The following is a 14,148-nucleotide window of genomic DNA, read 5'->3' as shown; positions in this document are numbered from 1 at the left end:
TTTTAATTTATATCTTTGCTTTGTTATACGGTAAGCGTTAGAAAGGATGATTTCTATGGCGACAAAGAGTATATGTAAAACCGTCCGCATTCGTGATAAACGCTTAGCCAGTCAGTTGATTAATGCCCTTGAAAGTGCCAAAGGCAAACACAGCATTGAAGTTCACGTTTCTAGGAAAGTACAGGATTTAAAGGGCGATCAAATCAAGGAAGTATTTGGAGCGAGATAAATGGACGGTTACGTACAAGTTTCTTTAATAGACTTAATTGAACAAATTGGAGAGGATAGTACAAAAGCTATTCTCTCCAATTTTTCGTGCCCACATAATATTGACGTTGAGCACTATTTAAAGCATACTGGAATTGAATTTGCAAAGCAAAAGATCGCACCTACATATTTGATTTTTACTTCGTATAAAAAAGAATTGGCTCTCATAGCTTATTATACCACTAATATTAAAAGCCTTAATATTGATAAATTGGCCGTAAGCAAAACAATGAGAAAAAGAATCAATAAATTTGCTACATACGACAGCGAATTGCGAGCTTACTTAATTGCAGCTCCGCTTATTGCCCAACTTGGGAAAAATTTTACTAATGAATATAATAAATTAATAACTGGAGACGAGCTACTCAGATTAGCATGTGAAAGAGTTGCAATGGCGCAGGAACTTATTGGAGGCAAAATTGTATATTTAGAGTGCGAAGACTCTCCTAAACTGCTAGACTTTTACAACAAGAATGGGTTTGTGAATTTTGGAAGACGACCATTAGATCGAGACGAGACAGAGGTAATGAAAGGTCAATATCTAATTCAAATGTTAAAGTACCTGTAAACAAAAAATCCCGTCCTGCATTTTACACAGGGCGGGATTTGTCATATCTATTCAGTTTTATCCGCTTTGCTCTTGATCGCCGCAAATGCGTTTTTAACTGCCGGAGGCATCGGCACACCCATGATTCCGAGGTTTTCGATCACAGAAAATCCCTCATTTGCGATAAAAAACAAAATCACCGCAGTGCGCAGGTACCCGCCGGTATTGGCTACGGTATCAAGCTGCACCGCGACATAAACGATCAGCAACACACTGAATTTGCGAAGCAGGCCTTTCAGCGAGGCGTTACTCTCGAATGTGCCGTCTGGAGTCTTTTGGGATTTGTGCCATACCAGAGCGATCAGGATGCCCAGCAGGTAATCTACGGCCATGATGCCGATCAAAAACTGTAAGCTGGTATCCCAGCCGCCCAGGGCTGACAAAACAGCAGCACCGGCTGCGGAAAAGACGGTCAGCACCGAAATGTACATAGATTTTGCAGATAAAGCCATTAGTTTTCCTCCTCAAGTTACGTTAAAATTGCACTGCACAGTCTGCCCGGCAGCACTTACAGTGATATGTCCATGCCTCACCACCGGCTCCAGCGGCAGTCCCTGCACGTCGATCAACCAGCCGCGGCCTTTCGGGTCAAGCCGCGGTTCCGATACGGCAATCACGTCGCGTCCGGTGGTGGTAACGGCGGGCTTGTCCTTGCATTTTGCCAGCACGGTGTATTTTTCCCCGGCCACCATGTCTTTGCTGCTGGTGTCCAGCGTCAGGCCAGCGATGGGCGGAGAGGTAAATGTAGGGGCCGTGGCCGCCTGCTTGTACGCGGTGCCGGTGTGCTTGCAGATGCCCCGGGCAATGGCCTGCGCTGCCTTTGCGGCATCAAAACGGGCCATATCCTCGGTGCTGTCGATAAATCCAACCTCGGCCAGCACGGCGGGCATATTGGTCTGCCGGATCACGGCCAGGTAATCGCGCCCGTCGTCGCCCTTGCGTGTCTTTACGCCACGGTCGACATACCCCAGACCCACCAGCTCAGCCTGGATGCACTGTGCAAGCGCCTTGCTTTTGCCGCCCGTGATACTGCACCAGGTTTCCGCGCCGTGCCCACCGCCTGCGTTGAGATGGACGGATACAAAATAATCAGCGCCCCAATCGTTGGCTTTTGGGCCCCTGGTATCTAAATCTACGTCAATATCGGTTGTCCGGGTTTGCGCCACAGAAAAACCGCAGCGGGTCAATTTCACGCCGAGCAGGGCGGCGATCTGCAGGGTTAAGTCTTTTTCTGCGTGGCCGAGGGCGACGGCCCCAGGCTGTGCTCCACCGTGACCGGCGTCAATCCAGATTTTAGGCATTGATATTCAGCTCCTTTTTCACTTCGACCACCTGCGCCGCCGTCATGCGCGGGTAGTCCTTAATTATATCCTCGAAAGCCTCTCCGCTTGCTCTCCTGCGGGCAATTACTTGGCAGGCAATTTTAAGTAAGATACTCATTCGGCTGCACCCCCAAACGCCAATGCGGTAATGGCGGCCTGCATATCAGCAATTGCAGCCGCCTGCTCCGCCTGCTGCGTCTCCGCATAAGTGAGCTGCGCCAGCGTGACGCAAAGCCTGTCCTCTGTGACTGCCGCCGTATCTTCCGTGGCCGGTATCTCTACGGATTTGAGCGCCAGCGCAGCGCGAATAACATAGTGATTGTATACGGCCTGCGTCTGCTGGTCACCGTCCTGCGTAATAATTGTCAGACGGTCAGTCTTGGCGCTGTCGGTGGTCAGAGCGTCCAGATCGTCAAAGGAGATCGTGCCCTTTGTAATCTGTATCTCGAGGCTGTCCCGCTGCGTGCCCTGGTGGTAGGTGGTCTGGCCCTTGATGACGGCGACATCAATCGTGGTGCCGTCCGCGAAAATGATTTGCTGTGACATTTTATCAACCTCCTTAATTTGTATCCAAAATATAAGCTCCCTCGATGTCCGGGGTGCCTGAAAATTTCGCATCAGAGGACAGTATCATTACGGGTCTTATTTGTCTGGTCTGGTTGCGGACGTAAGCTATATTTCCGATTGTATCAACGCACAAGGGGGAGAACGTCCAATCTTCTTCTCCCGCGTCAACAAATACAGAGCGCAGCCAGTAAGCGGAGCCGTCGGAAAAAGTACTACGTAACGCATTCGCAAAACTTGATGATCCCGCTTGAAAATAAGCAAGCTTCGCACCATCAGCAGCTACATTTAAGCCCATACTGCTATCGCCGCCCACCTCAATGAAAGATGGAGCAAAACAGTCGCATGAATAGCCATCATCTCCCCACCAGACGCGATTTAGACCGGTACTAGTCATATAATTATCACTGTATGGTATCTTTACAGTTTTGATAAATGCTCGAACATCGCTTGCAAATCTTGTGGTAAAGCTTTTTAATGTGGTGGCTATAATGGATGTAGAGTAGACCGTATTTCTATTTCCAAATAACACAGACCCCGTATATTGCTCTAATTTCATGACCCACGTTCCGTTGCAAGATGCCGCATACTGAGAGGACGGCAAGCCCTGATGTACGATCTTATACTTTGAAAGAGCGCCGTTTTCAAGTAATTTAACGGTAGTACCTACTGGTAATTCCGTAGCCGGAATGCTCCCGCTAAAAATCTTCCGGTTCACGCCGCCGCTGACTGCATACAATTCTTTCAATTTCCGGTTGACTCCGCCAGATGGAGTGTATAGCTCTTTGAGCTTGCGGTTCACGCCGCCAGATGACGTCCAGAGTTCCGGCATTAGTACACCCCCCACAACTTACCGGCGTCCAAGGTAGATGTAGGTGCAGCGGTGGACACCGTCATAGCCCCGGCGACAGAAGTGGTGTTTGCCGCAGTACCGCCGTTGGCGGGCAGGGCGTTCGGGTATGCGGGCAACTGTAACGTTGTGCCGCTTTTAATCACCCCCACCCCACCGATGGTCGCGGACTGCACGGCGGCAGCGAGTTGATCTTTTTGGGCTTGGGTCATGTGGGCGGTGGTATCTGTCTCATGGGCAGCAAGTACAGCATCCATCAGAGCGTTATCTTGATTAAAATCCTCTCGCTTTGGGTATTCGTTTCCCTGCCATTGATTCAGGCCATAATGCGGGGTTTTGTTTTCACTTGGCAAGTTTATCCCTCCCTGTAAATCTCAAATTCGTTCCACGTGAGATTCTTGGCTTCCCATTCATCCCATGAGTATCCGTAGGCTTCGGCCATATCCCATGTGATAAAGGTGTAAATGTACCGGTACGCCAGATGTGCCGGTTTGATTTCTTCAATTGCCGCACTTAGATCGTCCATATTAGGCGGTATGCCGAGCGTACCGATAAATTTAATATCAAACAGGTACAGCTCCGGATGCTCTATGATGTCAACAACACCGTTCGAAAAGCTTTCCGCGACATTTTTGATCATGATCTTGGTGGTGATACCCTGCGCCCGCAGCTTACTTTCGATTCGGCTGCGGCGGAACGGGTATGGCTTTGTTGCATCGATCTGGATACCTAAAGCCTTTTCCCACAGTTCCAGCCCCCATGTGGCCGTCTTAACATTGAGCTGTGCCAGCAGATCATCCTTTGCATTCAGCAGCTTTTCGATTTGCCGGTCCATCGCCTGCAAAATATCTGCCGTGTACTTGCTGCTTTTGTGGTAAGACGGCACAAGATCAATCAGGCTCATACTGTTACCTCCACGGTACCGAGCACTGGCACCTGTTTCGCGGCGATGGTCACACTTTCCGCGGCGCCGTTGATCTGCAGGCTGCCGAAATCCTCTACACCATCAATCCCCATCAGCAAATAGGACACCTGATTGTACAGCAGCTCGTACTTTACAAAGGCGATACTTTTGAGGTAAGTATCCAGCGCCGCCGAAAAGGCTGCCTGAACCAGCGCCGCGGTAGTGCTGATACTGATGCTCACCGTCGCCGTAACATCGATCTCCAAGCCCTCTGCGCTGCTCACCGTCACGGCCGGTCCGATCGGCCTGTTTTCTTCGATATGTGCTGCGCAGGCGGTTACGATTGCGTTATCTACCGGCTGTTTCTCAGGCCCTACAATCAGCACGCCGACGGTTCCCGGTCCGTTTTGCAGCGGCGTTACCTTTACCGCACCTACGCCGGACGTTTCCAGCGCCCATTGTTCATAGTGATGTACATTCCCGCTGGTGGCTGGGGTCTGCAGGTACGCATAATAGCGCCGCACAAGACTGGCGTCGCTCTCCGCATCGGCCCCGCCGGCGGCGGCCGTCGGATTGGTTACCGCGGTAATCCCACTGATGCTGTTATACTGATTGATAATGGTCCCCGCCGCGACATTGTAGGCCGCGCCGATCTCCTCCGCTTCGGCAACAACTTCCGCGGCGCCGCCGGAAACTACCGCGGCTGACAGCGTTATGAACTCCTGCCCGACAAGCGTCAAAAACGCGCTGCCGGCCGGAACCGTTGCCCCTTCTGTTCCGGTAAACCGCAGCGTCACCTTTGCTTTCGTGCCCTTTTTACGAGTGATCCCAACCTCCGCGCACTTTTTATCAATGTATTCCCCGGACGTTTCATCGATAAAGGCAATCGGCAGCACGGCATTCAGAGCGGTGTAAACTTTCCATAATTCCAGTGATACCGGACCGATTAATGTATCAACATAGCTGCCCTCCCGGGTATCGATATCCGTTGTAAGGCTTTCCACAATTTCCGCTTTGATGCTTTCCGGTGTAATACCCTCATACATTCAGCTCCGCCTCCCCGTATACGGTCACAATCGTGCCGCTGATTGTCAGTACGTCACCCGCAAATGATATGGCCAGATCCTTGACATCCGTTATGTACGGATTTATCAGCAGACATTCCCGCGTGAATCTGGCGGCCTCCGAGCGCTTCAGGTCGTCTGAAAAGCTTTGCCCGGTCAGGTTATCCACTTCGTTCCCGAAATCCCAACTATAAATTTCGTACCGATACCGGGGTGTGTGCAAAGCATTCCACGCCCATACAAGCACGGCTGCTTTTCCCTCAACGATCACCGGGGCTCCGTTTTCCCAGATCGGTTCGTTTTTTTGATAGTCCCATGCAGTTTCGCGGTACATTGGCAGACTGACGTCAATCTCTGGCGCCGCCTGCGGCTGGATGATGGGAAATAAACTCATTTGCTCACCGCCTTACACATACAATCCAGTATTGCTGCTCATCATTCAGAGGGACAAGCAAACAAAGATCCCCAACCTCTAAAATCGGCAGCCCCCGGCTTTCGATCAGATCCTCTTTTTCTTGGATGTTCCCGGCTACCTCCATTCGCAGCGGATTAGCGCTTATCACCTTCCCCTCCCGAAATGCGGCCGGCAAACTCATACGCCGATCATCCCTGAGCGCCTGCACCAATTTCGAGTACGGATTGCCTTGCAAACAAGATCCCTCCTTATGCGCTGCCGGATTGCTTTTCGTCCATCATCGCGCGAAAATTTAGCACCAGCTTATTTGTGTATACACCGTTTTTCCAACTGTGTGTGTCGCTGTCAATGTAAAACAGCCCTTTCAGGCCGGAGTATGGCTCTTGCACAACAACAGACGTGCCGGTGATGAAACGGGTATCTCCCAGGCAGTTCACGGTTATTTTTTGCTCCACTCCATTATCATCCATCAGTTTCTGGGCTTTGGCGGCGGTGTCCTCTCCGTCGGCCTGCTTGATAGCGGATTGCATCACCCCGTACAGCTTCACCAGTTCAGCATTTTTGACCGTTTTCACCAGATTATCGTTCTTGTCGTAAATCGCAACCTGATTCACCATGTTTTGGATGCTCTCTGAGGTGGCGGCATCCATGAGATTCACGCCGGACGCAATCTGCGGCGCGTTTAGTATGGCGGATTTTTCCCACACGCAGAGCTTTGTTCCGCGAAATCCCACCTGATATTTTTTCTTGGTTTTGGCAGATGCCAGAGTGTAGGCCGTCTGGATAATGTCATAAAGCTTCTCCTGCGGGAAATTCCGGGTCAGACCGTATCCGGTGGATACGATGTCCCCGACCGGGATTCCAAAATCCGCGCAGATTCGCTTCGTGGCTGCTTCCGGTGTGGAGTTTTTAAACTTGTACGATTTTTCGTTGCGCTTGATATAAATTCCACGATCAAAGCAGGTAATGTCCATCACGCTGCTGTTTGTGGCTTTATCCCGCCCAAATACAAAGCCGTCAAACAGCAAGGTGTTATCCTGCAGGAGCTGCACTGCAGCACCCAGCGGGCAGTTTATGACCGGTATCCGCTGATCGGTGGGCGACGTAGCCGCTCCAAATTCGATCGTGCGGGAACATTGCAGGTAATCACCGGACCATGTTACGGTAGGGGCCAGATTGATAACGTCGATCCCATTTACAAGCAAGCGGAGCATAGACAATCCCTCTCTACAATTGATTTTTCGCGGGTATTTTCAGCACCTGCCCCGGAAAAATCAGATTTGGGTTTTTGATGCCATTTAACTTTGCCAGTTTTGGGTACAGTGGCACATTCTGATAATACTTCCGGCAGATCGCGCTGAGAGTGTCCCCTCTTTTTACTGTGTAGCTTACCGCTCCGCAGGCGGTGGCTGGGGAAGCTTTTGGGCTGCTTCGCAGCTGCGCCGCCGGGGCCGTCTGCTTTTTTACCAACATCATTTCCCGGTATTCCCGCAGGCTGATGGTGGAATAAACGTCGTTGGTACCGTCCTTTTCGCCGTAGGATATGCTTTCCACCAGCACCGGTATATTAATCGACGTATCGGTTACCACCAAACGCACTACCAACCTTGTATCTGCCCACTGCTCAAACGCACGGGTAAACACATACGGGTCAGGGTTAAACGGCCCCACCACAAACGGATACTGCTGCGCGGGGAACATGCAACTGATGCTGACAGTCGCCAGCGTTGGATACCCGGCTATATTCACATCCCCCAACGCATGGATATTCACGGTTTCGATGTTGATTCCGTGCGACACCTCAAAGCTTTCCGGAGTAACCGGCAGAATCAGCTCGTTATCATACCCGGCATTATTGTACTTAAAAATTATTTTTCGGAGCATAGGCACCGCCTCCCCGTGAATTTTTGGCATAACAAAAGCGCCGGCCGGGTGGCGGGCGCTTAATTTGTGATTTGCATTGCGTTCAAAATTTTCGTTACAATTTTTTGTGCGATTCTATCTTCGTCTGCTTCATCTTTTATGACATTCCCGGTTACCGTAACATGAATAGTAGGTGCGGTTTTTTGCGCTCTGGCTTCGCTGGCCGTCAGCACCCGCTCCCCTTCATGGAGCATAGCGGGGAAATCGTTGTACGGCACGCGGGCCATGCCAAAGGCTTTCCCTGCGGATTTTGACTTATTCCCAAATAATGATTGTGACCACCCAACCAGGCCATCCATTCGAGTTTGTTCCGATTCTTCAAGTGTGGGTGTTTTAGCTTTTGGCAATGCATTTTCCGGCTGATATATTTGGGATAGAATAGTTGACATATCTTGCGCATACTTTTCCCCAAACCCTTTGGTAAATTCCTGTTCCATATCATATCCATATGTTTTATATACGCCGTCCTGAATCATACTTTCTCGGATTCCAGATACTAAACTTTTTTCAGTATCCACCTGTAATTTATATCCCGCAGTTTTTCTGTATTCGTTTTCGCCATCCACCTGTGCTTTGGCAAGTATTTCTCCCATTTTAGCCCGATCATTTTCAGATTTTGCTTTTTGGAACTCAGGATCTTCATTCATAGCTTTATTCATTGAGTCTCGGATCATTTTTTCCCTTGTGTTTTCAAGATCCGCTTTCCACGACCCTATCATGGAGTAAGCATCTGACATTTTATCCCCATCTTTTCCAGATAGCCAGTCCTGCTGGGCCGTCAATCCTTTTTTGCGTTCTTCCGTGAAACCTTCCCCCATAGCGGCATCCATTTCGTTTTGAAGGTCTTGCAGATTATCTACCATAGCATTATAAGTGGTCGACTGTTTTTCTGATAACCCGCCGAAAGTTTCATTGATATAATCTATAATCGCCTGCGCGGCTGTATTGCCTGAAATATCACCTTTTGTCACCATTCCGGCTATTTTGCTTTCGTCCGCTCCGGTGGCGTTGCTAAGCGCCTTATAAACGTCAAGCCCTCGCTCTGAAAAGTAATTTAAATATTCCTGCGTCGCTTTTCCTGTGGTTCTCATTCGAGATAGCCCCGAAATAAACATATTTACCCCTTGGCTGTCAAGATTCAAGCCGCCGCTTGCATCGGAAAGCGTTTGAAGAACTTTAAATACCTCATCCGGCTTATAACTGTTCAGCAAACTTTTAGAATATCCGGTGATGTCATCATAGGAATAGTTGGTTTTCGTTGCCATCGCTTTTGTTTTATCCAAATATTCCTCGGCGGCTTCATCGCTTCCAAGCCTTTGGGAAAAAGCAATTTGATCCTGCTCTCGTTGCCCCGCAATCGTTATGCCGCGTGTCAGTGTATTCTCTTCATCTGCTTTTACCGTGTTATAGCTGTCCTGTACCGCACCTTTAAAGGCTTCATCTTGGGAAGAAAAAATTCCGGCAGCAGAGTTCACCAATCCGGACACCGCGCCAACTCCTGCGCCAACAGCCATCCCCGGAAGTCCCGCAAGGCTCCCCATCGCCGCACCGGTAGCCGCTCCGCTGAGTGTGCTTTGAATCGCTCCGCCGATGGTGTTACCAAGTGCGCTTGAAACCGCCACCCCGGCTAGCCCAGAAAGGCTGTCACCGGCCATTTTAAAAAGCCCGGCGTTCGCCAGCGTACTCAGCATTTCGCTTTGTTTGCTCCCACTCAAACCAGTGACTCCCGCGCGATTTTCTAACTTACTCATTTGAGTTTGAGTTTCTGAAATAGCCTTAGAGTATTGTTTTACTGCTATCTGAGCGGAATTATACTCTTTATATACGTTTTCCAGTCTAACTTTACTGGCTTCATCATTAGTTTCGGCAAGAGTCTTTTTGGCCTTTTTTAGTTCCTGAGAAATTGAATCAAGATTTGCTTGTACCTTGCTTTTGTTGGCAGCAAGCGCATCCATTCTTTTTTGCAAATTTTGTACTTCACGGCCTGTTTCTTCCAAGTCTTTATTAAGCGACTTCCCAGACTGCGAAATGGTATTCATAGTTGTTGAAACTGTTTCTCTCGCCACAATAGCAATACTAATTTCACGGCCCATTGTTCTTCAACTCCTCTGCATACCGGGAAAAGAATGCCCGGATCATCAGTTTTTCACCGGCCGGCTTGTGGTAGTAGTCACCGGGCATCATCTTCCAATCTCGAAAAAGATAGTACAGCAGATTCATTTCCGGATCTGTGTCTATTTTTTTTTAATTTCCTCGATTTCTTCCAGCGTGTCGGTTCGGTACCCGCTCAATTTCTCGATCTGGCGGGAAATGTCCTCCACCTCACCGGGGAGCAACATCTTTTTCACCAGCTCCGCCGGTGTGGCCGCGCTGTACTTTTCGGCCAGCTCCGAGGATTTAAAGTCTGGCGATACCACCCCGGCCAGAAGAATATGCACATTGGTTTCTTCCGGATGCTGTTTGGTGATCTCTGCAGCTCGGCTGTACGTCAATCCTCGCAGCTCAAACACCACATCGCCCCCGGCCAGTTTGCTCAATCTGCGGATCTTCACTGATTTACGGGGCGTTTCCGGCACATCCATATTCAAAAGCAAATCCAAAGTGTTCATATTTATCTGTCCTCCGCTGCATCTAATAATTTACTCTTGGTAAAAGTAAACGGGCATTCCACTTTTCCGATAACCGCAACCTCCCAATCGGCCAAAGTCAGATCATCGAACGACACATTGTAATACGCTATACGTTCTGCTCCATTTGCATCAGGATCGTCCAACTTCGAGATAAGTGTAAAACGAAGGTCCTTCCCGCTTTGGATTGCATCGCCAATTTTCGTCGCCATGCGGCTTGATACCTTATGCAACCCAATAGATCCGGTTCCTTTGATGCTTTTCGCTTTTGTATCGACTGCCATTTGCCCCGCCAGAGAAATCTCGTCTTTGTTGACAGACCATTTTGCTTGGCACTTATAGCACTCTCCAACATAATCGCCATCCAGCCACACCTCACCCCAGGTGCCGGACATAATTCTTTTTGCGCTATCCATCTGTTTTCACCCCTTAAAATTCAATATCCAGTTCGACATCCTCCATAGTATCAGGAATGCCGATTTTTCCGGCAAGGAACACCTTTGTACCGGTATCGGCTACCTTGATTTCCTGATCGGTCATATTGGTAACGTCTACACCCTTATTCTTCAAATACTGACGCTGCTTTTCCATGTTGATTTCAACGCTGGATTCGCCGGCACGAAGAATCCCCTCCGCTTCAAGTTGTGCAAAGTAAGTCGAAATTGCGGTAATCAGCAGGCATTTGTGATCATAAATGTTGCTGTACTTACCGAAATAATTGTCCTGCGTCAGCAGGCGCAGATCGTCGCGAATCATATCGATCGTTTCCACGATTTTGATTTTCTTCCACGGATCCTGCTTGGTGTCCGTCGTGGTGGTCAGGCTATTAACACCGCGCCCAACCTTCACCTTTTCCCCGTCATGGAAAATAATCAGCTCGCCGCGGTCAACAGCAGCATCCATTTCCGCATCCGTCAGCCTTTTTACGTCGGTTACTTCCGGCAGCACCGCATAAGTGCAGGAAATGGCCGCAGGAGTTCCGGCAATCAATCCGGCCATTCTGCCGCAATACCCGGCGGTGGTATACTCCTGCGTACCTGCTTTGATCTCGTCTGTGGTAAAGTTGATGATTCCCTCATTATCTGCCGCCGTGTCCGGCAGGACGGCTTTTGGGTATCTTTTACTGGCTCTCTGGGCGATAATCCAGTTTTTGATCTCGGTCGCCTGCTCCGTTGTGCAACTGGGCGGCCCGGCCACATAGTTGATTTTCTGCGTTTCAAAGTAACTCAGCGCTGCGGAAAGATCCTCTGCGTCTGTCGGTAGCACATAAGCATAAATTTTGCTTGGTGTATTGACATACCCGACAAAAGCACTGGTCAAATACGCCTGATTGACAGCGCTCAGTGTGGTCGGGATATCTCCGGCATCCATCAAAATATGCTCTCCCTGCGCAGCGGAATCCAGCAAAATTACCGCAACGATTCCACGCTGCAGCCTGCGTGCGGCCGTACTGGCCACATTTTTAAAGGTAATGTCCAAACTTGGCATACCCATATTCACGTTACCTCCGTTTCAATATCAAATTCTTCCATGAGCGGGGCGGTGTCCTGCTCGTCTGTACGATCATCAAAAAATTCGAGCTGCAGTTCAACATATGACCGATCGAAATCTGCGCCGCCGGTGCTGGCCTTAACTTTCAATGCGCGATCCCCGACACGGATAAATCCCGGGCGGAAAAGCTGCATAACGGCACTTTGTGCCGCAAGCAAGGCGCCGTCTGGAGCGTTCTCGTATTCGTCCACCTCCACAAAGCATGTGATGGTAAGATAATCGACGCAGCGCACCGTTTTCCGGTTTGCTGCGTCGATATCAAACTTCACTGTTTCGATTAAAAAACTCGGCCGGTCAAAGGCTTGCGGGTACCGGTTGCGGTAAATGGTTTGCACCTCAGAAAATCGCACGGCCAACATGCGGTTGACTTCGATTTCGATCTGCTCCGGTGTAATCATCCGCCCAGCTCCTTTGCTAAATCATCTGCAAACCGGTTCCCGACATCAATTGCCTTTGATTCCATCGTTGTCTGAGCTTTCTGGTAAAAGTGCCGGCCATCGACATAAGGTTTTTTGATCGCTGGACGGTACCGCTTCGACCTTCCACCGGGGCGCCGGATTTTATGGCCGCTCCCCAGATAGTTTGTGATCGCGCCGGGGCTGTTGTCGCCGGTTTCGGCATCACTTGCCCGCACCGCCGCATATCCTCCGCGGCTGCCAACGTGCGGCTCTTGCCAGCCTTTAATTTTCCCGCTGCTGTCGTTGACTCCCGACGCGGCAATCTGCGCATCAACTTCCGACTTAGCGAGCTCGGCCAGTTCTTCATGCAGCGCGCGGTTTTTCTCCGGCATCTTTTTCAGCATGGCATCAAGATCTTTCGTCAGTCCATCAAGAGCAGACAGATTAATGCTTTGCATCGGGTTCCCCCTTCCGGTATACCTCATACTCGTTTTTGTATTCGTCCAGTGTGTGAGCCACCTGCACACAATACTTTTTGCCGGCCACATCCACCAGATCGGAAATCGACAGCTCAATCACTTTCGGCGTGACAAGTACATAGGTAGTTTCGGTGACGGCCTGCGGCTCGCGCTGCTCAAATCCGAGATATTTTTCCGTGAGCACCGCCGGGAAGGTGATGGTTTCGCTTTTTACGGCCACCGGGTTTTTCAGTTCATTTTTTGTCGTTGTAATATGGGTAACGGCGCAGGTAATCGGTTCGATTAGTGCGGTAGTCACCTCATAAAACGAGCAGTCAGCATCATCAATGCTTGTCAGAAAACAAAATTTCCCGCGCCACCGCACAGCATTGTGCAAGGTTAAATTTTGCTTCCAGATCATGAACGTAATTGACTTGGCGCCGATACCAACAGAAGAAAACAGATTTTTGCGATCTCTTGTCTTTGCCGTTTCTGCCTTTGCCCATGTCGTGGCTACCTTTGCCCATTCATATTCCGTACCGTTTAGGTGTACCTCCAAAATCTCTATCTGCTCGTTGAGTTCTCCGGGATCAATCATACCGGAACCACCCGCCTTTTACGCAACAGATTATAAAATGCAATAGGTAGAGGTTCATTGCCACTGCGATGTAGCCATGCCCAGGTAGCATAAATCAGTATTGCGTGCCGGACCCGTTCTGGAACTTCATCGTATCCGGCAGAATAGGTAATTAAAATAGGATTTTCTTTACGGAGTGGATAAGGAATCGCTACCCCTTCCTTCAAGTGCAGTTCCGCCGGAAAAGCCACATTATCCACCGAAACAAGATCGGTTATGTCTGTCTGGCCTCCATCCTGTGAGTAACAGATGACACTTACCAACTTTCTGAACGGCGGGCGGGGCAAAACAATAGCGCCGGACAGATTGTCAGGCGCTATCTGTAACGTTTGCTCGCAGTATGCAGCGTTCTGGTGTGCTTCGGCTTCTTCCCGGCCAGCTTTTAGCATGGCGGTGGCCAGCGGTTCCTGCTCCGGCGTGATAGGCGCGCACTGCATCCACTGCCGCAGTTCATCAACTTCTACCGGCTCTCTTTCCGGCGGAATTATCACCTTTACCACTGAGCTTTACCTCCTCTGCAAACCCGGCCTGAATCAAATCCTTTGCGGTGATGTTTTCAAC

General features: G+C 49.8%; 22 protein-coding genes. 2 read left to right on the top strand and 20 right to left on the bottom strand.

The window, feature by feature from the left end; all coding sequences use genetic code 11:
• Nucleotides 1–55: 55 nt before the first annotated feature.
• Nucleotides 56–229: a hypothetical protein gene (locus G340_RS18260; protein WP_177309671.1), complete on the top strand. Its 174-nt coding sequence runs from the start codon at nt 56–58 to the stop codon at nt 227–229.
• Nucleotides 230–835 (top strand): hypothetical protein, encoded by a 606-nt coding sequence (locus G340_RS0113165; RefSeq protein WP_020074118.1) that lies wholly within the window; start codon nt 230–232, stop codon nt 833–835.
• A gap of 47 nt (nt 836–882) precedes the next feature.
• On the opposite strand, the gene G340_RS0113160 is transcribed toward G340_RS0113165, so the two are convergent.
• The 20 genes from G340_RS0113160 to G340_RS0113060 all read right to left on the bottom strand — a co-directional run bounded on the left by G340_RS0113160 (nt 883) and on the right by G340_RS0113060 (nt 14,087).
• Nucleotides 883–1,326, bottom strand: coding sequence for a phage holin family protein (locus G340_RS0113160; protein WP_020074117.1), 444 nt, complete (start codon nt 1,324–1,326; stop codon nt 883–885).
• Between the two features lie 12 nt (nt 1,327–1,338).
• Nucleotides 1,339–2,175 (bottom strand): N-acetylmuramoyl-L-alanine amidase, encoded by an 837-nt coding sequence (locus G340_RS16860; protein WP_020074116.1) that lies wholly within the window; start codon nt 2,173–2,175, stop codon nt 1,339–1,341.
• Nucleotides 2,168–2,314 (bottom strand): DUF433 domain-containing protein, encoded by a 147-nt coding sequence (locus tag G340_RS17555; RefSeq protein ID WP_020074115.1) that lies wholly within the window; start codon nt 2,312–2,314, stop codon nt 2,168–2,170. The genes G340_RS16860 and G340_RS17555 overlap by 8 nt, the downstream gene beginning before the upstream one ends.
• On the bottom strand, nt 2,311–2,742 hold the full coding sequence (locus tag G340_RS0113145) for a hypothetical protein (protein WP_020074114.1): 432 nt from the start codon (nt 2,740–2,742) through the stop codon (nt 2,311–2,313). Before G340_RS0113145 ends, G340_RS17555 begins: the two co-directional genes overlap by 4 nt.
• 13 nt (nt 2,743–2,755) lie before the next feature.
• Complete coding sequence (locus G340_RS0113140; RefSeq protein WP_020074113.1) at nt 2,756–3,592, bottom strand: DUF6273 domain-containing protein; 837 nt, start codon at nt 3,590–3,592, stop codon at nt 2,756–2,758.
• Nucleotides 3,592–3,963 (bottom strand): hypothetical protein, encoded by a 372-nt coding sequence (locus G340_RS17285; RefSeq protein ID WP_020074112.1) that lies wholly within the window; start codon nt 3,961–3,963, stop codon nt 3,592–3,594. The genes G340_RS0113140 and G340_RS17285 overlap by 1 nt, the downstream gene beginning before the upstream one ends.
• Before the next feature lie 2 nt (nt 3,964–3,965).
• A complete protein-coding gene (locus G340_RS0113130) occupies nt 3,966–4,514 on the bottom strand; it encodes a putative phage tail protein (protein WP_020074111.1) in 549 nt (182 codons plus the stop codon).
• Nucleotides 4,511–5,560, bottom strand: a complete 1,050-nt coding sequence (locus G340_RS0113125; RefSeq protein ID WP_020074110.1) for a baseplate J/gp47 family protein — start codon at nt 5,558–5,560, stop codon at nt 4,511–4,513. The genes G340_RS0113130 and G340_RS0113125 overlap by 4 nt, the downstream gene beginning before the upstream one ends.
• Nucleotides 5,553–5,972, bottom strand: coding sequence for a DUF2634 domain-containing protein (locus tag G340_RS0113120; protein WP_020074109.1), 420 nt, complete (start codon nt 5,970–5,972; stop codon nt 5,553–5,555). Before G340_RS0113120 ends, G340_RS0113125 begins: the two co-directional genes overlap by 8 nt.
• A gap of 269 nt (nt 5,973–6,241) precedes the next feature.
• Nucleotides 6,242–7,207, bottom strand: a complete 966-nt coding sequence (locus G340_RS0113110) for an XkdQ/YqbQ family protein (protein ID WP_020074107.1) — start codon at nt 7,205–7,207, stop codon at nt 6,242–6,244.
• Nucleotides 7,208–7,220: 13 nt separating this feature from the next.
• Nucleotides 7,221–7,877 (bottom strand): LysM peptidoglycan-binding domain-containing protein, encoded by a 657-nt coding sequence (locus tag G340_RS0113105; protein ID WP_020074106.1) that lies wholly within the window; start codon nt 7,875–7,877, stop codon nt 7,221–7,223.
• 59 nt (nt 7,878–7,936) lie between these two features.
• Nucleotides 7,937–10,009: a tape measure protein gene (locus G340_RS0113100; RefSeq protein WP_020074105.1), complete on the bottom strand. Its 2,073-nt coding sequence runs from the start codon at nt 10,007–10,009 to the stop codon at nt 7,937–7,939.
• Nucleotides 9,999–10,136, bottom strand: a complete 138-nt coding sequence (locus G340_RS18040) for a hypothetical protein (protein ID WP_020074104.1) — start codon at nt 10,134–10,136, stop codon at nt 9,999–10,001. The genes G340_RS0113100 and G340_RS18040 overlap by 11 nt, the downstream gene beginning before the upstream one ends.
• Nucleotides 10,137–10,150: 14 nt before the next feature.
• Nucleotides 10,151–10,525, bottom strand: a complete 375-nt coding sequence (locus tag G340_RS0113090; protein WP_020074103.1) for a phage tail assembly chaperone — start codon at nt 10,523–10,525, stop codon at nt 10,151–10,153.
• 2 nt (nt 10,526–10,527) lie between these two features.
• Nucleotides 10,528–10,938, bottom strand: coding sequence for a phage tail tube protein (locus tag G340_RS0113085; RefSeq protein WP_033402303.1), 411 nt, complete (start codon nt 10,936–10,938; stop codon nt 10,528–10,530).
• Nucleotides 10,939–10,972: 34 nt separating this feature from the next.
• Complete coding sequence (locus G340_RS0113080) at nt 10,973–12,037, bottom strand: phage tail sheath subtilisin-like domain-containing protein (protein ID WP_020074101.1); 1,065 nt, start codon at nt 12,035–12,037, stop codon at nt 10,973–10,975.
• 2 nt (nt 12,038–12,039) lie between these two features.
• The gene (locus G340_RS0113075) at nt 12,040–12,492 is read right to left on the bottom strand and encodes a phage tail terminator family protein (RefSeq protein WP_020074100.1); all 453 of its coding nucleotides are present in this window, start codon (nt 12,490–12,492) and stop codon (nt 12,040–12,042) included.
• Nucleotides 12,489–12,950 carry a hypothetical protein gene (locus tag G340_RS0113070; protein WP_020074099.1) on the bottom strand — a complete coding sequence of 154 codons (462 nt, stop codon included), beginning with the start codon at nt 12,948–12,950 and terminating at the stop codon, nt 12,489–12,491. Before G340_RS0113070 ends, G340_RS0113075 begins: the two co-directional genes overlap by 4 nt.
• On the bottom strand, nt 12,937–13,548 hold the full coding sequence (locus tag G340_RS0113065) for a head-tail adaptor protein (RefSeq protein ID WP_020074098.1): 612 nt from the start codon (nt 13,546–13,548) through the stop codon (nt 12,937–12,939). Before G340_RS0113065 ends, G340_RS0113070 begins: the two co-directional genes overlap by 14 nt.
• A complete protein-coding gene (locus G340_RS0113060; RefSeq protein WP_154653216.1) occupies nt 13,545–14,087 on the bottom strand; it encodes a head-tail connector protein in 543 nt (180 codons plus the stop codon). The genes G340_RS0113065 and G340_RS0113060 overlap by 4 nt, the downstream gene beginning before the upstream one ends.
• Nucleotides 14,088–14,148 lie beyond the last annotated feature (61 nt).

The sequence above is a fragment of the Faecalispora sporosphaeroides DSM 1294 genome, assembly GCA_000383295.1.
Lineage (GTDB): Bacteria > Bacillota > Clostridia > Oscillospirales > Acutalibacteraceae > Faecalispora > Faecalispora sporosphaeroides.
The sequence above is the reverse complement of the archived record's forward strand: the minus strand, read 5'-3'. Positions and strand labels throughout refer to the sequence as shown.